Raw genomic sequence first — 22,104 nt, forward strand, 5'->3', positions numbered from 1 at the left:
CCGCTTCCCGATCTCGTCGAGCGAGGCATCGTGTTTAGGCCCGCGCTGCCGGCGCCACTGCCTGTAGCGCCGCCTCGACATTGGCGGGCAGCCGGAAGCGGCGGCGGTATTCGCCGGGCGTCAGGCCTGCCAGCTTGCGGAACAGACGGCGGAACGAGGCGAGGTCGGAATAGCCGACTTCAAGGGCGATCTCCTCGATCGGCCCATCCTCCATCTCGAGCATTTGCTTGGCTTCCTCGACGCGGAGCCACTGGACATATTCGAGCGGCGAATAACCCGTCGCCTTCCTGAAGCGGCGGTCGAATGACCGCTTCGGCAGGCCGGAAAGCTTGAGCAGCTCGGCGACGATATCCGCGGACTGGTAGTGCAGGGGGGCATATTCCTGACATTTCTTCACCACGGCGTCGCCGTGATCGGCATTGGCGATCATCGAGGCGTAGGGAAGCTGGCCATCGCGATGCCATTGATAGAGGAAGATCTTCGATATGCGGATGGCTTCGGCCGTTCCGGCATGCCGGGCGATGAGGAAGAGCGTCAGGTCCTGCCAGGATGATGCGCCGCCGGCGCAGACGATGGAATGACCAGCGCCGGCCTGCACCAGGATGCGCTCTTCCTTAAGTTCCACATTCGGAAACTGGCTGCGAAACAGCGGCGCGTACATCCAGTGCGTCGTTGCCGACTGCCCTTCCAGCAGCCCCGCTTCGGCGAGCACGATCGAGCCGCCACAGGCCGCCAGTAGCCGCGCGCCGCGCCGATGCATCTCGACAATCCAGTTCAGCAGTCGCCGGTCGAGTGCCCGGATGGTTTCGGGCGTGTCGACAAGCACGTTCGGAACGAGGACGTAATCGGTCTCTTCGATGTCTTCGATCGTTTCCTGCGGCATGATCGTCACGCCTGTTATCAGCCTCAACGGACCGGGCTCGGCGGCGACCAGGCGTGGCGCGAACATCACCTCGCTCGTCGGCTCGTTCGAGCTGCTCTTCCAGTTGGCGCCGGCGATCCACAGCGTGTCGAAGATGCCGTACATGATCGAGGGGTCGCACTCCGGAAATGCGACGATGCTGACCCGCAAGGGGCGCTTCACATCGGCGGAATGTGGCTCTATCGGCTTCATAGCGGCCATCCTGCCTCTGCTGCGAACCATTGGCAACACGTAAAAGGCGCTTCGAAACGGGTGGCATGTCGCTGCCTGATGGAGAGGGTATCGCATCCATGGAACTGAATATCGAGAAATTGCAGACGCTGCTCGGCGTCATGGTGAATGAGCTCGGGGCGGCGCAGAATTCCGCCCTGGTCATCATCGGCGAGGAGTTGGGTCTTTATCGCAAGATGGCGGAGAGGGGAGCGATCTCATCGATCGAACTTGCCGAAGCGACCAATACAAAAGAACGCTACGTCAGGGAATGGCTCGCCGCCCAGGCAGCGTCGGGATTTGTCGACTTTGACGCGGCGACCGGTCGGTTCACGCTATCGCCGGAACAGGCGGCGGTCTTTGCCGTCGAGGATAGCCCGGTCAACATGATCGGAGGCTTTGTCGCCCTCGACGCCATCTATGCCGATCGCGCCAAGCTCACCCATGCCTTCCGCCATGGCGGCGGCGTTTCGTGGACGGACCGGTGCAACTGCATGTTCTGCGGCACCGACCGTTTCTTCCGGCCGGGCTACAAAGCCAATCTCGTCGACAGCTGGCTTCCGTCGCTGGAAAGCGTCGTCGAGAAGCTCGAGCGCGGCGCGCGGGTTGCCGATATCGGCTGCGGCTTCGGCTCGTCGACCCTGCTGATGGCCAGGGCGTTTCCGAAGTCGCAGTTTACAGGCATCGACTTCCACGCCCATTCGATCGAGCATGCGAGCGGCCACGCAAAGGGCATGAGCAATGTCCGGTTCGAGACGGCGCGGGCGCAGGATTTCGGGGGGGCGGGCTTCGACCTCGTCACCATCTTCGATGCGCTACACGACATGGGCGACCCGGTCGGCGCCGTCAGACATATCGCCAAGGCTCTGAAGCCGGAGGGCACGCTGATGTTGGTCGAGCCGATGGCGGGCGACAGCCTGGCCGAAAACCTCAACCCCGTCGGCCGCGTCTTCTATGCCGCCTCCGCCAACACCTGCGTCCCGGCCTCGCTCGGCCAGGAGGTGGGCGCCGCTCTCGGTGCGCAGGCCGGCCAGGCGAAGCTGACCGAGGTGCTCAAGGCGGGCGGCTTCTCGAAGGTGCGGCGCGCGACGGAGACCCCGTTCAACATGGTGCTGGAGGCTCGGCTCTGACGTCTGCGGAGGCAATTCGAGACGCGGGTGGCGGATGGCCACCCAACGCGCTTGAGATGCGTCCGACTTTTTCAACCGCCGTCGCCCACGCCTCACGCCTGAGCCGTCGGCCGCACCACGATGTCGCTGATATCCACATCGGCGGGTTGCTCGATGGCGAAGGCGATGGCGCGGGCAATGGCATCGGGTGAAATTGCCATCTCGTCCATACGTTTAGCCATTTCGGCCTTGATCCCTGCGTTTGTCATGGAGTCGGCGAAATCAGTCCTGATGAATCCCGGAGAAATGTTGGTGACGCGCAAATGTTCGCCGGCCTCCAGCCGCAGGCCTTCGGCGATGGTGCGCATGGCATTTTTCGTGCCGGCATAGACGGCCATGGTCGGCTTGATGATGAGGCCGGCGGTCGAGAGCGTGTTGACGAAGTGGCCGGAACCCTGCCGGCGGAACACCGGCAAGGCCGCGGCAATGCCATAGAGCGGCCCCCTGATGTTGACGTCGATCATCTCCTCCCAATCCTCGACCCGCAACTCGTCGAGAGGCGAGATCGGCCCGATGCCGGCATTGTTGATGAGGACGTCGATCCTGCCATAGGTGTCGGAGGCAAGCGCGACGAGGGCTGTGAGATCGTCGCGCTTCTTGACGTCCATGGCGAGGCAGACGGCCTCGCCGCCCTTGTCGGTGATGCGTCGCGCCAGCGCTTGCAGCCGATCGGCGCGGCGGGCGCCGAGCACGATCCTTGCGCCGCGCTCGGCCAGGAGCAGTGCGGTAGCTTCGCCGATGCCGCTGCTTGCTCCGGTGATGGCAATAACCTTATCCTTGATATCAGGCATCTTCGTTCTCCTTTGTGTGCTGAGGATTGCAGGCGTTGCCTGGAGAATCTATGCTGTGGGCTCCATGATTTCGTCGAGATCGTCCAGGTTCCCATGATCGATCCTTTATCCGATGTGTTTTCGCTACTCGAGATAGAGCGCGCGCGCTGCACGCGTTTCGAGGTCGGCGGGCAATGGGCGTTTCGTTTTCCGGCCAAGCCCGCGCTCAAGTTCGTCGCGGTCCTCCGTGGCGCCTGCTCGATCGTTCTGCCTGACGAGCCGCCGTTTGCGCTTGTTGCCGGCGACACCTTCCTGCTGGCCAATGCGCCCGCCTATGTGATCGCCAACGATCTCGACCGCGAGCCGGAGGACGGGATCGCCTTCTTCGACTGGGAGCATTCCAATATCGCTCGCCACGGTGGCGACGAGACGGCGCTGATCGGCGGCAGCTTCGTCATCGAGGGCGGCAATGCCCGGCTGCTGCTCGATGCGCTGCCGCCGTTCATTCATATCCCGGCCAGCGACCGCGGGGCAGCGATCCTCAGCGCCACGCTCGCGACCCTCGACGACGAACTTGGGGCCGGGCAGATGGGCTCGACGCTGATGACGCAGCGCATGGGCGACATCCTGCTCGTGCAGGCGCTGCGGGCCTATGTGGGCGGGGGTGCTGCCGAAACGGGATGGATCGGTGCGCTGACAAATCCGCAGATCGGCGCGGCGATCAGCCTGATCCACAACAGCCCCGGCCATCGCTGGACGGTCGAGGCGCTGGCGACCCGGATCGGCATGTCGCGCTCCGCCTTTGCGCAACGTTTCAAGGAACTGGTCGGCGTTGCACCCCTCGACTATCTCACGCGCTGGCGCATGCATCGCGCCCGCGAAGCCCTGCGCCGGGAGGATGTCTCGGTCGCCGGCCTTGCCGCGGCACTCGGATATTCCTCCGAAAGCGCCTTCGGAAACGCATTCAAGCGTGTGTTCGGGCGCGCACCGAAGCGCTACTGGTCGGACGCGAAGGTCGGGTGAGAAGGCTGTTCCGCTTGCGAGGGTTGCTGGGGAATCCTATTGTTCGTCGGCAGACCATCGTCCTTGAAGGGGGAGACTTCAATGCCGTCGAGTTTCAATGTCGAAAGTGCCGATGGTTATGAACGGCTGATGGGGCGCTGGAGCAGGAAGCTGGCGCCGATGCTGGTCGATTTCGCCGGTCTCGCGGATGGCGATCGCGTCCTCGATGTCGGCTGCGGCACCGGCAGCCTTGCATTCACGCTGGCGGAAACGCCGGGTCTGCAGGAGATCGTCGCCATCGACTATTCGCCTGTCTTCGTTGAGGCGGCAATGCGGCGCAACACTGATCCGCGCGTATCGATCCAGCAGGCCGATGCCTGCGCGCTTCCCTTCGAGGATAATCGCTTCGACAGGGCGATGTCGCTGCTCGTACTGCATTTCGTGCCGGAGGCGGGAAAGGCGGTGTCCGAGATGCGCCGTGTGGTGCGCCCGGGCGGCGTGGTCGCGGCCGCCGTCTGGGACCATTATGGCGGCATGTCCTTCATGCGGATGATGTGGGATACGGTGGCGGTTCTCGACGAAAACGCTCTACCCCTGCGCCGCAAATATTGTTTCCAGCCGATGATGCGGCCGGGAGAAATGCAGGAGAGCTTCATCGCGCAAGGCCTGGCTGACGTCGAGGAGACTTCGCTGCTGATCCGGATGGAATATCTTTCCTTCGAGGATTACTGGGATCCGATCGCCGCCGGCGAAGGACCGCTCGGTAAATATGTTGCCGGTCTGGACCCGGCGAAGCGAAAGGCGGTCGATGCCGCGGTCAGGGCCGCTTACGAGGCTGGCGAGCCGAATGGGCCGCGGTCGTTTGCGTCGGTAGCGTGGGCGTGTCGGGGCAGGGTGCCGGGCAAGAGCTAGGCATAGCGTTTTCGCTGTGGCTGCCTGTGGTGCCTATGGCGGCAACATCCAAGGGAGCCTCATCCTGAGGCGCCCCGTAGGGGCCTCGAAGGACGAGGCGGGTGCTTCGACTTCAAATAGACACAAGGAGCAGCGTTGCAGCGTGTCCTTCGAGGTTTCGCCCTGTGGGCTCCGCTCCTCAGGATAAGGGAAGTTGGAGGATGCCGCGCCCGAGGGCAGGGCGCTGGACGGTCGTATGCCTGCGACAAGGAGCCGCGTGGGACGCCACCCGATCACGGCATTCGTGATGGAACACGGGCAGCATTGCTGACGTTATTGCCCGCTGTCTCGGACTGCAAACGCAGCCGTAACAGCATCACCCGCCCGTTTCGGGCACCCCTTCCGACGGCATCCGGAATTGCCCGCCTCGCCGCCGCTTTCGGACGGAGGAATATCAGATGTCCGCTTTGGAAAGCCTGCGCCGGCTGACGCCGCAGCAGCGCAACACCGTCATCGCCAGCTATCTCGGTTGGACGCTCGACGCTTTCGATTTTTTCATTCTCGTCTTCGTTCTCAAATATATCGCCGCGGAATTCCACACCGACGTTCCCGCCGTTTCGGTGGCGATCTTCCTGACGCTTGCCATGCGGGCCCTCGGCGCGCTGGTCTTCGGGCTTGCGGCTGACCGTTACGGGCGACGCATCACCCTGATGGCCGACGTGCTGCTTTATTCGCTGTTCGAATTCCTCACCGGCTTCTCCACAGGGCTCACCATGTTCCTTGTGCTCAGGGCACTCTACGGCATCGCCATGGGCGGTGAATGGGGCGTCGGCGCCTCGCTGGTCATGGAGACAGTGCCGGAGCAGAGCCGCGGCATCGTTTCCGGCATCCTGCAGGCCGGGTATCCCTCGGGCTATCTGATCGCCTCGATCGTGTTCTTCCTGCTTTTTCCGGTCATCGGCTGGCGCGGCATGTTCTTTGTCGGCGCGGTGCCGGCGCTGCTGGTGCTCTATATCCGCCGCAATGTCGAGGAAAGCCCAGCCTTCTTGAAGCGGCAGGCCGAGAGGCGCCGGCCGTTCCTGACGGTTTTGCGCGAAAACATTCCGCTGTTCATCTGGGCGGTGTTCCTGATGACGGCGTTCAACTTCTTTAGCCACGGCACGCAGGACATCTATCCGACCTTCCTCGAAACCCAGCGCAACTATTCGAGCTATACGGTTGGTGCGATCGCCATCGTCTACAATATCGGGGCGATCTGCGGCGGGCTGTTCTTTGGCGCGCTGTCGCAGCGGATCGGCCGGAAGAAGGCCATCGTCATCGCCGCACTGATTGCGGTACCCGTCGCACCGCTCTGGGCCTATGCGCCGGGGCCGGTACTGCTCGCCATCGGCGCCTTCCTGATGCAGTTCTTCGTCCAGGGCGCCTGGGGCATCGTACCAGTGCATCTGAACGAACTGTCCCCAGACGAGGTGCGCGGCACCTTTCCCGGCTTCGCCTACCAGCTCGGTAACCTGCTGGCGTCAGGCAATGCGACGCTGCAGGCGGGGCTGGCCGCCCGCTGGGACGGCGACTATGCCTATGCGCTCTTGATCGTCGCGGCCGTGGTGGCTCTCATCGTCGCGGCCCTTGCCGGCTTCGGCTACGAGAAGAAGGATGTCCGCTTCGGCACGGAGGAGGCCGAGGAACCGCATGGCGCGATGCGAATCTAGCGCTGCCTGCGGTTATGAAGGCCGGCGGCAGTGTCGCCGGCCTTTCAGCTCTTGAGCACTTCGCAACCGCAGATGCGATCGTAAAACGTCGACCGCAACAGGGTGATGCTGGAAGGCAAGTCGCTGCGCAAATTGCCGCTGATCCCAATCTGTCGCGTGAGACGATTGGTCCGAGTCTTGAGGGCTTGCCGTCGGATGGCGGCGTGCTAGGTAAAGCCCGCTGGCATCTCGTCGGCTCGATCCTTTCCTCCACAGCCCCGAGTTTTTCCATGCCATTTTCTCCTGCCGCCCTCTGGCCCGTCGTCATGCTTTTTGCCTCCAACATCTTCATGACATTTGCTTGGTACGGGCATCTCAAGCACAAGAGCAGCGCCATCTTCCTCGCCATCATCGTCAGCTGGGGCATCGCCTTTTTCGAATATTGCCTGGCGGTGCCGGCCAACCGTATCGGCTCGGCGGTCTATACGACGGCGCAGTTGAAGACGATGCAGGAGGTGATCACGCTGATCGTCTTTGCCGGCTTCTCGATCTTCTGGCTCGGTGAGAACCTGACCTGGAACCATGCGATCGGCTTCGCCCTGATCGCAATCGGAGCATCCTTCATCTTCCGTGCATAAACTTTAGCCTTTTCAATAGATTACAAATCGTCCATGTCTAGATATCGCCACATTTCCTACAGATTGGCGTCGCAATCGGCTGGCAGCCTGTCACCTCAAGCATTTCCGGGCCACGGAAATGCTCTGACTTTTGTTTGACGCAATTCCGGACGCAAAACCGCTGTGCACTTTTGCTGGAATTGCTTTAGCAGTGATCAGGAGGTGATCCGCCATGAGCCTGTCTTTCCCGACGATGGCGGCGATCCGGTTCGGTTATGGTTTCCGGCCAGGCGAGGTGCCGCCGAGCAGCAAGGACGAGCTCATCGGCCAGCTGCGCAAGGGGGTGGCGGCGATGCCGGACTTTCCCCTCGGCGGCCCAGACATGCGCCACCAGGCGATTCTCAGCCTGCAGCAGCAGCTCAAGCAGATCCGGCAGGACGCCAAGACGGTGACCGACGATACGACGCAGCGCGAGATACGCAAAGGGGTGCAGCGTCAGGCGCAGCAGCAATTCCAGCACGATGCGAACCTGCGGCTGATGCAGGCGGTGTTGTCGCCGTACGGCTTCTACGAGCGGCTGGCGACCTTCTGGACCGATCATTTCTCCACCAGCGCCAATAAGAGCCTGCCGATGCGCCTCATCGTGCCGCTCTACGAGGCCGAGGCGATCCGGCCGTTCATATCAGGCAGGTTCGGCGATCTGCTGCGCAATGCCACCGCCCATCCGGCCATGCTGATCTATCTCGACCAGGCGGATTCGCTCGGGCCGGATTCGGCCGGCGGCATCAAGCGCAACAAGGGGCTGAACGAAAATCTCGGCCGCGAGCTGCTGGAGCTGCATACGCTCGGCGCCGGCAGCGGCTATAGCCAGGCGGATGTGACCGCGGCGGCCATGGTGCTGACGGGGCTCACTATCGACCGCAAGGAGATGGACATCGCGTTCCGGCCGAATATTTCGGAGCCCGGGACACATGAGGTGCTCGGCGTCAGTTATGGCGGGCGCAGGCGCTCGCGCGACGATTATCTCGACATGCTCGACGATCTCGCGCTCCATCCGAAGACGGCGGCGCATATCAGCCGCAAGCTCGCGGTGCATTTCGTCTCCGACCAGCCTGACGAGGGGATGGTGTCCGATATGGCCGAAACCTGGAAGAAAACGGATGGCGATCTGACTGCCGTCTACACCGCCATGCTCGACCATCCCGCCGCCTGGCGCGACGAGGGCGCCAAGGCGCGCCAGCCCTTCGACTATATCGTCACCGGCCTGAGGGCGCTGAATGCGGGGCCGGTCAACGGCGTCGTCGGCAGTTTCCTGGCGGCGAACCAGCAGGGCACGGACGAGGGCGACATGGCGGCGAACACGCCTGGCATGGCTGGATCGCCGGTGACGACCGATCCCGCCGGCGAGGCAAGGGAGAAGCGCCTCAAAGCCTTCCAGACGGCGCGGGCGCTGGGGCAGGGGGCACTCAGGCGCATGGGCCAGCCGACCTGGCTGCCGCCGAGCCCGGCCGGTTTCGAGGAAGGCTTCTCCGCCTGGATCACCGGCAGCCAGCTCGCCGAGCGGTTGGCCTGGGCAAGGCGGGCCGCGGCACAGTTCGGCCGGGACGAGGATCCGCGCGAATTCCTGAAATCGACGCTTGCCGATGCCGCCCGCGACGAGACGATCCGCGTGGTGTCGCAGGCGCCGAACAAGATCAGCGGGCTGACGCTGGTGCTGGCATCGCCCGAATTCAACCGCCGATAGGAGCCTCTGTCATGAACCGGATTTCGCTCTCCCGCCGCGGCTTTCTGACGTCGGCCTGCTGTCTTGCCGCTGCTCCCATCTTCACGCCCGTTACTTTCGCGGCGATGCCGGGTGACAACCGTTTCGTCACCATCGTGCTGCGGGGCGCGATGGACGGGCTGGATCTTGTGCAGCCCTATGGCGATGCCGGCTTTGCGGCGCTCAGGCCGACGCTGGCGCTGACGCCCGATACCGGGCTTCTCGATCTCGATGGCCATTTCGGCCTCAATCCTGCGGCGGCCGAGCTGATGCCGCTGTGGAAGAGCCGGGAGCTTGCCTTCGTGCATGCGGTGTCGACGCCCTACCGCGACCAGCGCAGCCATTTCGACGGGCAGGACATGCTGGAATCCGGTGGCGAGCATGTCGCCGAGGAAAAGACGGGTTGGCTGAACCGGGCGCTCGCCGTCATTCCGCGCTCGGATGCGCGCAAGGCGATCGACATCAACACTTCGACGGAGCTGATCCTCTCCGGACCCAACAATGTCGATGTATGGGCGTCGGATTCCAATCTGACGCCTGCGCGCGACGAGATGCAGTACCTGGCGCGGCTCTATGCCGGCGATCCGCCGTTCGCCGAGGCGCTTGCCGAGGCGACGCGGGCCGACACCGCCTCGATTATAGTCGAGCTGGAGGGCCAGCGCGGCGCCAAGATCGCCGATGTGGCGGCGCTCGCCGGCAACATGCTGAAGGGCGATTACCGCATCGCCAGCTTCTCGATATCAGGCTGGGACACGCATATCGGCCAGGCCGGCCAGTTCAAACGGCCGGTGCAGGACCTTTCGCAGGCGATCAATACCCTGAAGACCACGCTCGGGCCTGAGATCTGGGCAAAGACGGTGGTGCTTGCCATGACCGAGTTCGGCCGCACCGTGCGCCAGAACGGCTCAGCCGGCACCGACCACGGCACCGGCGGGTGCGCGCTGCTTGCCGGCGGCGCCATCAACGGCGGCCGCATCCTCGGCCGTTGGCCCGGCATCGGCGACGGCCAGCTACTCGACGACCGCGACCTGATGCCGACCGCCGACGTGCGCGAGCTTGCGGCGGCGATGCTTTATCGGCAGTTCGACGTCAGTGCCGATGATTTGACGGCGAAGATTTTTCCGGGGCTGGGGTTCGACAAGGGGTCGCAGTTTCTCAAGGCGTGAGGCTTGGCCCACTTCTCCTCCTCTGTGGCAGCACAGTAAGGAGGGGAGGGGCGGGGCGGCGCGGCACGCCGGCCAGCCCTCGTCCTGAGGTGCGCAGGCCGCAGACTGGAGCCTCGAAGGACGGGGGCGGGTGACTTCGGCGACATCGGCATTTTGCCGAGGCGGGTGGCCGGCCTCTTCGAGGCCCCTGTGGGGCACCTCAGGCTGAGGCTGGAGAGAGGGCCTTAGCGGCCGGTCATCTTCAGCGCTGCCTCGGGTAGCCGCTCGCCTTGGACCTCGATCTCCGACAGGGCTGCGTCGATTTCGGCGAGGTCCTCGGGCAGCAGGTCGACGTCTACCGCCCCGAGATTTTCTTCCAGCCGATGCTGCTTCGTTGTTCCCGGGATCGGGACGATCCATGGCTTTTGGGACAGTAGCCAGGAGAGAGCGATCTGTGCGGGTGTTGCGCCCTTGCGATCGCCGATCCGCCTGATCAGGTCGACGAGCGCAAAATTGGCCTTGCGGGCTTCAGGTGAAAAGCGCGGCACGCTGTTGCGGAAATCGCTAGGATCGAACTTGGTGTTCTCGTCGATCTTGCCGGTCAGGAAGCCTGCGCCGAGCGGGCTGAAGGGCACGAAACCGATGCCGAGTTCCTGAAGGGTGGGCAACAGTTCCGCCTCGGGGCCGCGCCAGAAGAGCGAATATTCGCTCTGGACGGCAGTCACCTTCTGGACGGCATGGGCGCGGCGGATTGTCTGAACGCCGGCTTCGGAAAGGCCGAAATATTTCACCTTGCCGGCTGCGATCAGCTCCTTGACGGCACCGGCCACATCTTCGATCGGCACGTCGGGATCGACGCGATGCTGATAGAAGAGGTCGATACGGTCCGTCTTCAGGCGGCGCAGACAAGCATCGGCAACCGCCTTGACATGATCGGGGCGGCTGTTGGTGCCGCCGCTGCGTTCACCGGTTTGCTGATCGATATCGAAGCCAAATTTGGTGGCGATGACCACTTGGTCGCGGATCGGTGCGAGCGCCTTGCCGACAAGCTCTTCATTGGCAAAAGGGCCATAGGCTTCAGCCGTGTCGAAGAAGGTCACGCCCTGATCATGGGCGGTGCGCATCAATCTGATCATGTCGGCTTCGTCGGCGGGCGGGCCGTAGGCGACGCTCATGCTCATGCAGCCGAGGCCAAGTGCCGAGACTTCGAGATCGCCGATAGTGCGCTTCTTCATGGTCGTATCCATTCCTGGTTTTGTTAAGGCTCGGGGCAGTCCGCTCCGCGGCGCGGGAGCAGCCAGTCTCGCAGTCGAGTTGACGTGAACTTAGTCCTCGTGTCAGCTTTCGATTAGATGCTGTAATGCGCATGGACCTATAAGGCGTACTAATGAATGCCCCAGGACAACAATTTCAATGAACTCGTCGCCTTTCTCACCGTCGCGAGGGAACGGAGCTTCACCAGGGCCGCCGCCAAGCTCGGCGTGTCGCAATCAGCGTTGAGCCAGACGGTACGTGGTCTCGAAGAGAAGCTCGGGCTTCGGCTTTTGACCCGCACGACCAGAAGCGTGTCGCCGACGCAGGCAGGAGAACGCCTGCTGGAGCGGGTCGGGCCGAGATTTGAAGAAATCCAGTTCGAGATCGCCGCCTTGAGCGAAATGCGCGAGCGGCCGGCCGGCACCATTCGCATCACGGCAGGCGAGCATCCTGCGATTTCCGTTCTCGCCCCGGCATTGGCGCGGTTTCTTCCTGATAATCCTGATATCAATGTCGAGGTGATCGTCGACTACGGCCTGACCGACATCGTCGCCGAGCGCTACGACGCCGGCATCCGGCTCGGCGAGCATTTGGCGAAGGACATGATCGCGGTTCGGATCGGCCCCGAGGTATGCATGGCGGTCGTTGGAGCGCCTTCCTACTTCGAGGACCATCCGCGCCCTGATGTCCCGCAAGATCTGACGGCTCACAACTGCATCAATATGCGGCTGCCTACACACGGGACGATATATCCCTGGGAGTTCGAGAAGGACGGACGTGAACTGCGCGTGCGTGTCGAGGGCCAGACGGTGTTCAATAACATCGCCATGCGGATCGGCGCCGTGCTGGACGGGCTGGGATTGGCCTACATGCCCGAGGACCAGGTTCAGTCCTACATTGAAGACGGGCGACTGACCCGGGTTCTCAAGGACTGGTGCCAGCCCTTCCCTGGATACCATCTCTACTATCCGAACAGGCGGCATGCATCTCCCGCCTTCACGCTATTCGTCGATGCGCTCCGCTATAGAGGAAAGTAATGCCGATTTTATTCCATCACAACTTATCAACAGCTTGTGATTAATTAGTCTGTCTAATAGACCCTAGCTGTCCGAGGCGTCTAATCCTTTCCGTGCAATGCCGCTACTTTCTCGCCATCTGAAACGAAGCGAGAAGCCGACATGCGATGTGGATTGTCCAACACCCTGGCCGCATTGCTGCTTGCCTCAGCGCAGCTTGCCGCGCCATTGGCGACAGCTGCCGATGCGGTAAAGCCGGAGCCATTGGTCGTCCAGGAGCAGGGCAGCTTTGCCGTCGGGGGAACCAGCACGACGGCGCCCGGAACCTTCGACCCGCTGAAACCTCTCGATCCCTCAGGACAGACCTATCACGGCGATCATGCCTTTGCCTTCTATCAGGTGCCGGCAAACCCGCGTCAGTACCCGATCGTGATGTGGCACGGTGCCGGACAATTCTCCAAGACCTGGGAGACGACGCCCGACGGTCGCGAAGGCTTCCAGAACATCTTCCTGCGTCGAGGCTTCTCCACCTATCTCCTCGACCAGCCGCGCCGGGGCGGGGCGGGGCGGAGCATGACCGAGACAACAGTGAAGCCGACGTCAGACGAGCAGCTCTGGTTCAACCAGTTCCGTGTCGGCATCTGGCCGAACTATTTCGACGGCGTGCAATTCTCCCGCGATCCGGAAGCGCTGAACCAGTATTTTCGCGCGATGACGCCGAACACCGGGCCGTTCGACATGGACGTCGTGTCGAATGCGGTGGCAAAGCTGTTCGAGAAAATTGGTCCCGGCATTCTTTTCACTCACTCGCAGGGTGGCGGACCGGGCTGGCTAACAGCCATCAAGAGCGACAAGGTTAAAGCCATCGTCGCCTTCGAACCTGGCAGCAGCTTCGTGTTCCCGGCAGGCGAGGTGCCCGCCGATATGCCGAGCGCCTTCGACACGCTGAAGGGCGTGCCGGTGCCGATGGACGACTTTCTCAAACTCACGAAGATCCCGATCGTGATCTATTACGGCGACAACATCCCCGACCAGCCGACAACGATGCCGGCGCAGGACAGCTGGCGGGTGCGCCTGGCAATGGCCCGCCTATGGCGGGACACGGTGAACAAGCATGGCGGCGATGTCACCGTCGTGCACCTTCCCGAGATCGGCATCCGCGGCAACACCCACTTCGCGTTCTCCGACCTGAACAACATCCAGATCGCTGACCTGGTCTCGGCTTTCCTTAGCGAGAAGAAGCTCGACTGATCTCGGAAACCATGAGGTGAAGTCCGTGAAACAACTGTTGGGAAACTTGATGCTGTCCGCCAGCATGATGCTGGCCGTTCTGCCGGGCGTCGTCAGCGCTCAGACGCCGGCCGAAGGCGACGACAAGTCCCGGCGCTCGCGCGCCCAGCAACTGATGGGCGCGACCGCGCCGAAGCTGGCTGAACTGACAGACGACGTCCTCTATGGCGACATATGGGAGCGCCCGCAGCTGTCGAAGCGGGATCGCAGCCTCGTCACTGTTGCCGCTCTGATCGCTATGAACCGGCCCGACCAGCTCAGATCCCATCTTGCCATGGCCCGCCAGAACGGTGTGACCGAGGACGAACTGATCGAGACTATCACCCATCTTGCCTTCTACGCCGGCTGGCCGAATGCGGTCTCGGCCGTTGCCGTCGCGAAAGACGTGTTCGGACGTGAATGAGACGAGCGGCCTTCCGCTTTTGCCGAAGCCGGTCGCCCAAATCTTCCGCACAAAACCAGGAAAGACATCCATGCGTCATCTCATCAAGCGCCTTTCCATCCTCTTTGCCATGGCCGGCGCCGTAGTTCTGGTCGGCTGGAAGGTCGACGCCGAGCCGAACCGGACGACGCTGCCCGAATTGGCAGGCCTCGTTCATTACACGACCGTCAGGCGCGGCAACGTGACCGAGCATATCATGACGACGAATGAAGCCATCCAGGCGGTGAAGAACGGGCAACCTGTTCCCGACGGTACGCACTTCGTGCTGGTCGATTACCGCGATGGGGAAGTCTATCGCACCTTCGTTATGGAAAAGGGCCGCGGCTGGGGCGGCGATTATGACGAAGACCGTCGCACCGGCGACTGGCAGTTCCAATGGTTCAAGCCGGACGGCAGCGTCAACATGGCCGAGAACACGGCGCGGTGCCAGTCCTGTCATTCGTCCAGGGCCGACGAAGACTTCCTCTACACCCTCGACGCTCTCAAGGAATTTAACGGAGCCGTCATTGACTAGGCCGGACCGAATCTCCGGCGAGGGCATCGCATCGTGAGTCCTTTTTTCGTGATCCGCCTTGTGCTCGACTTCACCGCCGCCGGGCTGCTTCTGGCCGCGCTCGCCTACTGGTGGCTCGATAACACCTCGCATGAGTTGATCGGCACTGGCATGTTCGTCCTTCTCGTCTCGCACAACGTCTTCAACAGGCGATGGTGGGCGCGCCTTCCAAAGGCGGTGCGCGGCAGGCCGAGTTTTCTGACAATCGCTTCGAATATCTCAATCGCCTTGGCGATATCAGCATTGCTGGTGACCAGCGTGCTGATTTCCCGCACGGTGTTTGCTTTCCTCCCCTTGAGCGGCGGGCCGACGGCACGCGAAATTCACATCCTCGCGGCGTACTGGGCATTCATTCTCGCAGCGGTTCATCTTGGCCTTCACTGGTCGATGATCATGGTGGTCATAGGCAGGCTGTTGCGGGTCGGTGCGCCAAACGCGATCCGGACCGCATGCCTTCGTGCCGTTGCGGGCGCAATTGCCGCATACGGCATTCACAGCCTGTTCGTCATGGGAATTGGAGACAAGCTCATGGCTCTGCCGTCGATCGATTTTTGGGACTTCCAGGAGTCGACCATCGGGTTCTTTTTGCATCACATCGCGATACTGGGGGCGTGCGCATGTGCTGCCTATTATGCGGCTGTCTGGCTTCGATGGGCAGGTGCGGTGCGGCGGGTGGCGGATGCCGGCGAGTGATGTTGTGACGGCTGTGGGGATATGGAGTTTGCGGCTGCCCGGCCCTTCGCTTGGGCTCAGGGCGTTCGACGTTGCAATCGATTCACTGGATCGATTGCTCCCGCTTCGCGGGACCACGTCTCACCCCAGCACATCATAAAGCCGGAAGATGAAGCTTATCTGGTAGATCAGGTTGGCGATGACGAAGGTGGCGTGGAAGCGGCGGTTGGGTGTCCAGGCGGCGATGGTGCAGAGGATGATGTAGACAATGTTGCGCGCGGGATATTCCCAGCCGAGAGAGAGGATGCGTTCATGACCTTTGATCGCCGTATCGAGAATATCGACGGCGTAGGTCAGGCCGAGGATGCCGAAGAACCATTTGCGCCGGGAAATGAAATATTCTTCGTAGCCGCCATATTCGTCGAGCGAGGCAGGAAAGAGCAGGGCGCAGAGCAGGAAGAACAGGCTGCAGAAGCAGATCAGGAAGAGATAGATGCCAAAGCCGATGGCCGGCACGGCCTGCAAGCGATATTCCCACCACCAGATATGGATGATGAACAGGAACATCGACAGCGCCCAGCCAAGATGGATGGGGTAGACCTTGGCCTTGGCTGGATGCTGGACGATGCCGGCAACGCCGGTCAGCACCCTGGCGAGCGAAAGGCTGATGACCATGCCCATCACCACCTTGATGTGAAGGAAGACCTCCGGTGAGCTGACCGTTTCCATGCTTTCGATCCTTGGTCTGTCACTCCTCGGGGACTTGCTTCGGTTTGCCCTCTTCGTCGAGCGCCACCATGATGAAGGTGCCCGCCGTGACCTTTTCCATCTTGGCGTAACGCGCGCGGTGTGCCCAGGCTTCGACGCAGAGGGTGATCGAGGTGCGGCCGACGCGGTCAATATCGGTATAGACAGAAAGCGTATCGCCGATCTTGACCGGCAGCTCGAAGGCCATCTCCTTGACAGCGGCGGTGACGACGCGACCCTTGGCACGCTCTGCAGCGCGGATGCCGGAGGCAAGGTCCATCTGCGCCATGACCCAGCCGCCGAAGATATCGCCAGCCGGATTGGCATCGCCCGGCATGGCAAGCGTCCTCAGCGTCAATTCGCCTCTCGGCTTGGCGGCATCGGTCATCAAGGGTTCTCCATCTGGTGCGGTCGTGAGCGGGTGATTCACTGGGAAGCACCCTAGTGCAAAGGCTGAGGGCTGTAAAAGACGGCAAGGCCAAGCGCTACGGACGGCCGGCGGGAAAAATGTTGCTGCCGTTGCCGATTGAAATTTCATTCGATTTCAAATGGTTGAATTTTACCGATGTCACCTTCCCTTACGTTATTTAATCTTCTTCTAATTAAGCTTTACGCTCCAGTAATTCCGGCAATTCAGAATGCGATCGATCTCAAATACAAGAATCGCCGGGAACCTCATGCGCAACGTCAAGATTTCCACCCGACTTTACTGCCTCGTCGCATTCACGCTTGCCGTGCTCGCGGCGACGATGGTCTTCTTTCTGAACTATTCTTACTCCGAGCTGGAAGACGAGCGGAAGGCAGGGCTGGCGCAGTTGGATGCGACGGCGCTCGGCATCTTCGAAAAATATTACAAGATGGAGCAGGCGGGCACGATGACCCGCGAGCAGGCGCAGGCGGCCGCGAAGGACGTGATCGGCGCGATGCGCTACGGCGCCGACGGCTATTTCTGGATCAACGACATGCATCCCAAAATGGTGATGCACCCGATCAAGCCGGCGCTTGATGGTACCGATATCTCGCAGATGAAGGACCCGACCGGCAAATTCCTATTCGTCGAGTTCGTCAACAAAGTGAAGAAGGACGGCAAGGGTTTCGTCGACTATCTCTGGCCGAAGCCGGGCGCCGATGAGCCAGTGCTGAAATACTCCTATGTCGCCGGTTTCGAGCCCTGGGGCTGGATCGTCGGCACCGGCGTCTATGCCGACGACCTTGCCGCGCTTTATCGCCAGAATTTGCTCTGGGCCACGATGGCGTGCCTGATCGGCGCTGCGGCGACGGTCGCGATCGCCTTTGCCATCGTGCGCAGCGTGACGGCGCCGATTGCCCGGCTGAGGAAAGCGATGAATGCGATTGCAGCCGAAGAAGCGTCGGTAGAGATCGCCGGCAGCGAGTATCGCGACGAGGTCGGCCAGATGGCCAAGGTGCTGCTGGTGTTGCGCGACTCCGTCGATGAGCGCAGCGCGCTGCGCGGCCGGGAAGACGAGAGGCAGCGGCAGATCGAAGAAGAGCGCCGTGGCAACGAGGCGAGTCTGCGCGCTGCCTCCGAACGGCAGACCCATGCGATGCAGGCGCTCGGCGTCGGCCTCGAAAAGCTTGCGAGCGGCGATTTGACGGTCGCGATCGGCGATATCGGCGACGATTACGCCAAGCTCAGGAACGACTTCAATGCGGCGGTCGACGCGCTGAACGGCGTCATCCACGCGATCGCCGAATCGAGCCGTGTGGTCAACGACAGCGCGTCCGATATCAGCGAGGCGACCGGCAACCTGTCGAAGCGCACGGAACAGCAGGCGGCGGCACTCGAAGAGACGGCGGCAGCGCTCGACGAGATCACCGCGACGGTCAAGACGGCATCCGAGCGGGCGAACGAAGCACGCGAGATGGTGGCCGAGACCAAGGCGAGTGCCGGAAAATCCGGCGAGATCGTTCGTAACGCGGTGACGGCGATGGGCCGGATCGAGGATTCCTCCAACCGCATCGGTCAAATCATCTCGGTCATCGACGAGATCGCCTTCCAGACGAACCTTCTGGCGCTGAATGCCGGCGTCGAGGCTGCGCGGGCGGGCGAAGCGGGCCGAGGCTTTGCCGTCGTCGCCCAGGAAGTGCGCGAACTCGCCCAGCGTTCCGCCAATGCGGCCAAGGAGATCAAGGAACTGATCAGCCGGTCGGCGACGGAGGTCGAGGGTGGGGTGGCGCTGGTGCGCTCGACGGGCGAGGCACTGCTGGAGATCGAGGCGCTGGTCAACCAGGTCAACGATCACGTCGCATCAATCGCGACGGCGGCGCGCGAGCAGTCGACGGGGCTGAACGAGATCAACGGCTCCGTCAACCACATGGACCAGATGACGCAGCAGAATGCTGCGATGGTCGAGGAGACGACGGCGGCAAGCCGCACGCTCGCCGACGAGAGCACCCAGTTGAAGACGCTGCTTTCGAATTTCCGCCTGCGCGGGGCGGAGCAAAGAGCCGGGGCTAGATACACACGGGCAGCGTGAGTTAAGCCACTGAACAAAGGTCGGGAAACCGGCCTTTTTCATTTCCGTCGCGTGCAGATTGTGCCGGTAAGTTTTCATTCACCGTTTTTAATTAAAATTGGAGTGAGTTTTTTCGGTCACTGCCCAGCAAGCCTGCGGAAGCGATAAGAGTATGGCGTTTGTTTCCTTTCCTTGGCGATCCCTTTTGCCCTTGCTGCTTTCGGCGGCGCTGACGACCTGTTCGATCAGCGACGGGCTGGTGCCGCCGGCGAATGTCGACAACGGCACCAGGGTCAGCTCGATCTCGCCGTCGCGCGGGGCAGCGCGCATGGCCCCTGCCGTGCGCATGGCGCCGGTGGAGAGCCAGGCCTCCTATCCGGTTTCCAGTGCGCCCGTCGGCACGAGCCAGGGCTCGGTCGATTATCTCGATACGCCAAACCTTGCCGGGACCGGTCAGGCGGCGCCGGCCGCACCGGCGCAGGGGGGTAGGCTGCCGATGATCGACAGCGACGAGGCGCTGGCGGCAGGCCAACCGAGCGGCAAGTGGGGCGGCACGCAGGATCTTGCGATCCCATCCGGCGGCGTCAACATGGATGATGAGCTTGGAGCCCAGCCGGTCGTCGGGCTGGCGCAGGAACAACAGCAGCAGATCGCCGAGGGCAATGCCACCGAGCCGGTTGTCGACGGCATCGGCACCGACAATCCGACACAGCTCAACCAGCCCATGCGCCAGCCCCCGCAGCAGCCAATGCCGCAGCCGGCGGCCGAGGCACAGATGAGCCGGGCGCCCGCCTGGAACGACGGCAGCCCTGTGGTGGCCCCGACCCGTGTTCCCGAAGAGGACGAGAGCGAAGAGGTCGCGATGCTGCGACCGAACAATCCGATGATGAGCGAGCCAGCGGCGCCCGTCGATCCCAGCGTCATGCCGTCCTCCGAGCTTGCCTGCCGGCGTGAGCTGAAACGCATGGGCGTACTCTTCGACAACAAGCCGCCGATCTCGAACGGGCCGGCCTGCCAAGTACCCTATCCGGTGTCGCTGAAGGGGCTTTCCGGCAATATCGGCGTCCGCCCGGCCGTGACGCTGAACTGCCAGGTGACGCTTGCCTTCGCCAAATGGGTGAAGAACGAACTGGCGCCGTCCGCCCGCTACCGCTACTGGTCCGGCATCAAGACGATCCAGCCGCTCGGCGGCTATTCCTGCCGGCGCATGAACAACAGCCGGCAGAAATACAATCCGATGTCCGAACACGCCAAAGGCAACGCCATCGATGTCGGCAAATTCGTGCTGAAGAACGGCCACGAGATCGACGTGCGCAAGAAGGGCCTGTTCTCGCTGCGCGAAGGGCGGCTGCTGAAGGCGGTGCGCAGCGATAGCTGCCGCTATTTCAACACGGTGCTCGGCCCCGGCAGCAACCCGGAGCACTGGAACCACTTCCACTTCGATCTTCGCTCCCGCAAGAGCGGCAAGGCCTATTGCGACTGATGCATGCTGGCTTAAAGGTGCGGCCGGAGTCGCAGCAATCGGGCCTGGCTGCGAGAAAACGGTTCATCCCCGCCGCAGGGCACGCTATAGATCGGCGCGACGGATTGCCGTTTCGAGAGTTTGATCCATGAGCTATGATTTCCACGTCGGCCAGAAGGTCGTCTGCATCAACGATACCTTCAAGCATGTCAGCATCGACCAGCTCATCCGCAAAGGCGAGATCTATACGATCCGCTGGGTGGGGGAATATACCCATTATATCGACGGCACCTTCATCGGGGTGAAGCTCGCGGAAATCAATCGCGGCAATGACGACGGGCCGGAGGGTTATGGTGCTGCCGACATGCCCTATCGCGCGACGCGCTTCCGGCCGCTGGTGAAGGACAAGATCTCGTCACTGCGCAAGCTGTTGGCGCCGACGCCCGATGCACCGGTGGAACCGAAGGAAAAAATCAGGAAGAAAGAGAAGGTCTGAACGCCCCACGACACCGATCAGATCATCTTTCTGCTCAGGAACAGCGCGGTCTCCCTGCGGACCTCAAGCACGCCGCTGCACTGCCTGAACGCATCGGCAATGGCATGACGGAACCTGGTGAGCTGCAGTTCGTCGGCGCCATCGCCGGGTGGATAGGAGGTGAGCGCCAGGAATACATCCTCGGGCTCAGTGATCCGCAGGCTGGCCGGATGCTGCGACATGGTCACGTTTCCAAACTGCGACCGCATCGATCGTTCGGCAGCGTCATATCCCAAGGCTTCCGCAGCCGGATCGGATGGGGCACTGCCGAATACGGTCGTCAGCGCGTAGATCTCAAGCATATTGCCGGCGCCGTTGGTTGTGACCGCAAGAAAGCCACCCGGCCTCAGCACTCTTGACATGTCCGTGATGCCGGCGGCCGGGTCGGGCAGGTGATAGAGCATATGCATCGCCACCACCAGATCGAAGGCGCAATCTTCGAAGGGGAGCGCGGCGGCGTCGGCCTGGCAGCCCCTGACGGAGCCGAATGGCAGTGCGCTGCAACGCGCCACTGCCTCGTCGACCATGCCTTGCGAAAGGTCGGCGAGCGTCAGGTCGAGGTCCGCCGGCAGCAGACCTGCCGTTGCCGCCCAGAACCAGGCCGGCCCGCAGCCGACGTCGAGGACACGAGCGCCTGGCTTCAGGGGCAACCGCGCGGCAACCCATGGAAACCAGGCTGTCTCGGCGATGGTGTATTGGCTATGCAGTCGAGCCCGCGCGGCGAGCTTGCGGCTGTCGCCATACTGTCCCGCATTGTCTGCTGTTATGGAGGGCATGGCATCTCTCTAGGTTTCTTCACAGGATGCGCCCCGGCTCTCGTTCGCCGGCAGAGCCTATAGATGGCCCCATTCCCCGACAAGAGTTGGCCCTGCGCAGCGGGCCAGCTTGTTCACATGGCTGCCACTGAGGGTTGCCTGGATATGGCGCGTTTCCGCCTACAGAAATAAATCGCATCCGATTAAATCGGAATGGTGTTGACATCGGTTTTGGCTGAGCGTATTAGATCGCATCCGATTTAATCGGATGAGAATAAAACTCAAACCGAAAGGATATCACCATGACCGAGAAGCTTCTCTTTACCGGCAAAACGCACATCTCCGGCGGCCGCGACGGCTCCGCACGCAGCAGCGACGGCACGATCGACATCAAGCTGCCGCAGCCGCATCCGGCCGCCGAAAACCTGTTCGGCATCGCCTGGTCGGCCTGCTACATCGGCGCCATCGAACTTGCCGCTGCCCAGAGAAAGATCACGCTGCCTGATGGCCCCGAGGTCGACGCGGAGATTACTCTCAACGCCGACAACGGCTCCTTCTTCCTGAGGGCGCGCCTCAATGTCAGCCTGCCCGGCATCGATCGCGACATCGCGCAGGAGCTGATCGAGGCAGCCCATGGCATCTGCCCTTATTCCAAGGCGACACACGGCAATATCGACGTCGAGACCAAGCTTGTCTGAGCGGGCGAGGGCAAACCTCATCGCCGG

22 protein-coding genes are annotated in these 22,104 nt (G+C 62.3%); 16 read left to right on the forward strand and 6 right to left on the reverse strand.

The window, feature by feature from the left end; translation table 11 throughout:
* Positions 1–34: 34 nt before the first annotated feature.
* Positions 35–1,114 (reverse strand): helix-turn-helix domain-containing protein, encoded by a 1,080-nt coding sequence (locus tag A6U98_RS22705; RefSeq protein WP_064652940.1) that lies wholly within the window; start codon positions 1,112–1,114, stop codon positions 35–37.
* A gap of 98 nt (positions 1,115–1,212) precedes the next feature.
* On the opposite strand from A6U98_RS22705, the gene A6U98_RS22710 reads away from it, so the two are divergent.
* A complete protein-coding gene (locus A6U98_RS22710; protein ID WP_064652942.1) occupies positions 1,213–2,262 on the forward strand; it encodes a class I SAM-dependent methyltransferase in 1,050 nt (349 codons plus the stop codon).
* Between the two features lie 92 nt (positions 2,263–2,354).
* Here the strand turns inward: A6U98_RS22710 and A6U98_RS22715 are convergent, their stop codons facing one another.
* A complete protein-coding gene (locus A6U98_RS22715) occupies positions 2,355–3,092 on the reverse strand; it encodes an SDR family oxidoreductase (RefSeq protein WP_064652943.1) in 738 nt (245 codons plus the stop codon).
* A gap of 93 nt (positions 3,093–3,185) precedes the next feature.
* Between A6U98_RS22715 and A6U98_RS22720 the strand changes: the two genes are divergently transcribed.
* From A6U98_RS22720 to A6U98_RS22745, 6 genes are all read left to right on the forward strand, one after another.
* On the forward strand, positions 3,186–4,094 hold the full coding sequence (locus A6U98_RS22720) for an AraC family transcriptional regulator (RefSeq protein ID WP_064652945.1): 909 nt from the start codon (positions 3,186–3,188) through the stop codon (positions 4,092–4,094).
* Between the two features lie 81 nt (positions 4,095–4,175).
* Complete coding sequence (locus A6U98_RS22725; protein WP_064652947.1) at positions 4,176–4,985, forward strand: class I SAM-dependent methyltransferase; 810 nt, start codon at positions 4,176–4,178, stop codon at positions 4,983–4,985.
* A gap of 437 nt (positions 4,986–5,422) precedes the next feature.
* Positions 5,423–6,673, forward strand: a complete 1,251-nt coding sequence (locus tag A6U98_RS22730; protein ID WP_064652949.1) for an MFS transporter — start codon at positions 5,423–5,425, stop codon at positions 6,671–6,673.
* A gap of 269 nt (positions 6,674–6,942) precedes the next feature.
* Positions 6,943–7,290: a DMT family protein gene (locus tag A6U98_RS22735; RefSeq protein ID WP_011652456.1), complete on the forward strand. Its 348-nt coding sequence runs from the start codon at positions 6,943–6,945 to the stop codon at positions 7,288–7,290.
* A gap of 211 nt (positions 7,291–7,501) precedes the next feature.
* Positions 7,502–9,013: a DUF1800 domain-containing protein gene (locus A6U98_RS22740; RefSeq protein WP_064652951.1), complete on the forward strand. Its 1,512-nt coding sequence runs from the start codon at positions 7,502–7,504 to the stop codon at positions 9,011–9,013.
* An 11-nt stretch (positions 9,014–9,024) separates the two neighbouring features.
* Positions 9,025–10,197 carry a DUF1501 domain-containing protein gene (locus A6U98_RS22745; protein WP_064652953.1) on the forward strand — a complete coding sequence of 391 codons (1,173 nt, stop codon included), beginning with the start codon at positions 9,025–9,027 and terminating at the stop codon, positions 10,195–10,197.
* Between the two features lie 224 nt (positions 10,198–10,421).
* Here A6U98_RS22745 and A6U98_RS22750 read toward each other — a convergent pair whose 3' ends face one another.
* Positions 10,422–11,411, reverse strand: a complete 990-nt coding sequence (locus A6U98_RS22750; protein ID WP_064653086.1) for an aldo/keto reductase — start codon at positions 11,409–11,411, stop codon at positions 10,422–10,424.
* A gap of 156 nt (positions 11,412–11,567) precedes the next feature.
* Between A6U98_RS22750 and A6U98_RS22755 the strand changes: the two genes are divergently transcribed.
* The 5 genes from A6U98_RS22755 to A6U98_RS22775 all read left to right on the forward strand — a co-directional run bounded on the left by A6U98_RS22755 (position 11,568) and on the right by A6U98_RS22775 (position 15,424).
* Positions 11,568–12,467, forward strand: a complete 900-nt coding sequence (locus A6U98_RS22755; RefSeq protein WP_064652955.1) for a LysR family transcriptional regulator — start codon at positions 11,568–11,570, stop codon at positions 12,465–12,467.
* A 141-nt stretch (positions 12,468–12,608) separates the two neighbouring features.
* The gene (locus A6U98_RS22760; protein ID WP_064652956.1) at positions 12,609–13,697 is read left to right on the forward strand and encodes an alpha/beta fold hydrolase; all 1,089 of its coding nucleotides are present in this window, start codon (positions 12,609–12,611) and stop codon (positions 13,695–13,697) included.
* Between the two features lie 49 nt (positions 13,698–13,746).
* Complete coding sequence (locus tag A6U98_RS22765; protein WP_197496428.1) at positions 13,747–14,139, forward strand: carboxymuconolactone decarboxylase family protein; 393 nt, start codon at positions 13,747–13,749, stop codon at positions 14,137–14,139.
* 70 nt (positions 14,140–14,209) lie between these two features.
* Positions 14,210–14,692, forward strand: a complete 483-nt coding sequence (locus A6U98_RS22770; protein WP_064652960.1) for a cytochrome P460 family protein — start codon at positions 14,210–14,212, stop codon at positions 14,690–14,692.
* Between the two features lie 33 nt (positions 14,693–14,725).
* Positions 14,726–15,424 carry a DUF4405 domain-containing protein gene (locus tag A6U98_RS22775; protein ID WP_064652962.1) on the forward strand — a complete coding sequence of 233 codons (699 nt, stop codon included), beginning with the start codon at positions 14,726–14,728 and terminating at the stop codon, positions 15,422–15,424.
* Positions 15,425–15,544: 120 nt separating this feature from the next.
* On the opposite strand, the gene A6U98_RS22780 is transcribed toward A6U98_RS22775, so the two are convergent.
* Both A6U98_RS22780 and A6U98_RS22785 read right to left on the reverse strand, forming a co-directional pair.
* Positions 15,545–16,132, reverse strand: coding sequence for a hypothetical protein (locus tag A6U98_RS22780; protein WP_018447223.1), 588 nt, complete (start codon positions 16,130–16,132; stop codon positions 15,545–15,547).
* 19 nt (positions 16,133–16,151) lie between these two features.
* On the reverse strand, positions 16,152–16,538 hold the full coding sequence (locus A6U98_RS22785) for an acyl-CoA thioesterase (RefSeq protein WP_003540707.1): 387 nt from the start codon (positions 16,536–16,538) through the stop codon (positions 16,152–16,154).
* Positions 16,539–16,827: 289 nt separating this feature from the next.
* Here A6U98_RS22785 and A6U98_RS22790 point away from each other — a divergent pair, with 289 nt between their 5' ends.
* From A6U98_RS22790 to A6U98_RS22800, 3 genes are all read left to right on the forward strand, one after another.
* The gene (locus A6U98_RS22790; protein WP_064653087.1) at positions 16,828–18,648 is read left to right on the forward strand and encodes a methyl-accepting chemotaxis protein; all 1,821 of its coding nucleotides are present in this window, start codon (positions 16,828–16,830) and stop codon (positions 18,646–18,648) included.
* Between the two features lie 151 nt (positions 18,649–18,799).
* On the forward strand, positions 18,800–20,110 hold the full coding sequence (locus A6U98_RS22795) for an extensin family protein (RefSeq protein ID WP_064652964.1): 1,311 nt from the start codon (positions 18,800–18,802) through the stop codon (positions 20,108–20,110).
* 127 nt (positions 20,111–20,237) lie between these two features.
* On the forward strand, positions 20,238–20,585 hold the full coding sequence (locus tag A6U98_RS22800; protein WP_012757920.1) for a hypothetical protein: 348 nt from the start codon (positions 20,238–20,240) through the stop codon (positions 20,583–20,585).
* Between the two features lie 17 nt (positions 20,586–20,602).
* Here A6U98_RS22800 and A6U98_RS22805 read toward each other — a convergent pair whose 3' ends face one another.
* Positions 20,603–21,400 (reverse strand): methyltransferase domain-containing protein, encoded by a 798-nt coding sequence (locus tag A6U98_RS22805; protein WP_064652966.1) that lies wholly within the window; start codon positions 21,398–21,400, stop codon positions 20,603–20,605.
* A 281-nt stretch (positions 21,401–21,681) separates the two neighbouring features.
* Between A6U98_RS22805 and A6U98_RS22810 the strand changes: the two genes are divergently transcribed.
* Positions 21,682–22,077, forward strand: coding sequence for an Ohr family peroxiredoxin (locus tag A6U98_RS22810; RefSeq protein WP_064652967.1), 396 nt, complete (start codon positions 21,682–21,684; stop codon positions 22,075–22,077).
* The last annotated feature ends 27 nt before the right edge of the window (positions 22,078–22,104 follow it).

The sequence above is a fragment of the Rhizobium sp. WYCCWR10014 genome, from assembly GCF_001657485.1.
Taxonomy (GTDB): domain Bacteria; phylum Pseudomonadota; class Alphaproteobacteria; order Rhizobiales; family Rhizobiaceae; genus Rhizobium.

What these genes read in the sequence shown, in the direction of transcription:
- A6U98_RS22705 (WP_064652940.1), bottom strand. Translation starts at nt 1,114, where the DNA reads ATGAAGCCGATAGAGCCACATTCCGCCGATGTGAAGCGCCCCTTGCGG.
- A6U98_RS22710 (WP_064652942.1), top strand. Translation starts at nt 1,213, where the DNA reads ATGGAACTGAATATCGAGAAATTGCAGACGCTGCTCGGCGTCATGGTG.
- A6U98_RS22715 (WP_064652943.1), bottom strand. Translation starts at nt 3,092, where the DNA reads ATGCCTGATATCAAGGATAAGGTTATTGCCATCACCGGAGCAAGCAGC.
- A6U98_RS22720 (WP_064652945.1), top strand. Translation starts at nt 3,186, where the DNA reads ATGATCGATCCTTTATCCGATGTGTTTTCGCTACTCGAGATAGAGCGC.
- A6U98_RS22725 (WP_064652947.1), top strand. Translation starts at nt 4,176, where the DNA reads ATGCCGTCGAGTTTCAATGTCGAAAGTGCCGATGGTTATGAACGGCTG.
- A6U98_RS22730 (WP_064652949.1), top strand. Translation starts at nt 5,423, where the DNA reads ATGTCCGCTTTGGAAAGCCTGCGCCGGCTGACGCCGCAGCAGCGCAAC.
- A6U98_RS22735 (WP_011652456.1), top strand. Translation starts at nt 6,943, where the DNA reads ATGCCATTTTCTCCTGCCGCCCTCTGGCCCGTCGTCATGCTTTTTGCC.
- A6U98_RS22740 (WP_064652951.1), top strand. Translation starts at nt 7,502, where the DNA reads ATGAGCCTGTCTTTCCCGACGATGGCGGCGATCCGGTTCGGTTATGGT.
- A6U98_RS22745 (WP_064652953.1), top strand. Translation starts at nt 9,025, where the DNA reads ATGAACCGGATTTCGCTCTCCCGCCGCGGCTTTCTGACGTCGGCCTGC.
- A6U98_RS22750 (WP_064653086.1), bottom strand. Translation starts at nt 11,411, where the DNA reads ATGAAGAAGCGCACTATCGGCGATCTCGAAGTCTCGGCACTTGGCCTC.
- A6U98_RS22755 (WP_064652955.1), top strand. Translation starts at nt 11,568, where the DNA reads ATGCCCCAGGACAACAATTTCAATGAACTCGTCGCCTTTCTCACCGTC.
- A6U98_RS22760 (WP_064652956.1), top strand. Translation starts at nt 12,609, where the DNA reads ATGCGATGTGGATTGTCCAACACCCTGGCCGCATTGCTGCTTGCCTCA.
- A6U98_RS22765 (WP_197496428.1), top strand. Translation starts at nt 13,747, where the DNA reads ATGCTGTCCGCCAGCATGATGCTGGCCGTTCTGCCGGGCGTCGTCAGC.
- A6U98_RS22770 (WP_064652960.1), top strand. Translation starts at nt 14,210, where the DNA reads ATGCGTCATCTCATCAAGCGCCTTTCCATCCTCTTTGCCATGGCCGGC.
- A6U98_RS22780 (WP_018447223.1), bottom strand. Translation starts at nt 16,132, where the DNA reads ATGGAAACGGTCAGCTCACCGGAGGTCTTCCTTCACATCAAGGTGGTG.
- A6U98_RS22785 (WP_003540707.1), bottom strand. Translation starts at nt 16,538, where the DNA reads ATGACCGATGCCGCCAAGCCGAGAGGCGAATTGACGCTGAGGACGCTT.
- A6U98_RS22790 (WP_064653087.1), top strand. Translation starts at nt 16,828, where the DNA reads ATGCGCAACGTCAAGATTTCCACCCGACTTTACTGCCTCGTCGCATTC.
- A6U98_RS22795 (WP_064652964.1), top strand. Translation starts at nt 18,800, where the DNA reads ATGGCGTTTGTTTCCTTTCCTTGGCGATCCCTTTTGCCCTTGCTGCTT.
- A6U98_RS22800 (WP_012757920.1), top strand. Translation starts at nt 20,238, where the DNA reads ATGAGCTATGATTTCCACGTCGGCCAGAAGGTCGTCTGCATCAACGAT.
- A6U98_RS22805 (WP_064652966.1), bottom strand. Translation starts at nt 21,400, where the DNA reads ATGCCCTCCATAACAGCAGACAATGCGGGACAGTATGGCGACAGCCGC.
- A6U98_RS22810 (WP_064652967.1), top strand. Translation starts at nt 21,682, where the DNA reads ATGACCGAGAAGCTTCTCTTTACCGGCAAAACGCACATCTCCGGCGGC.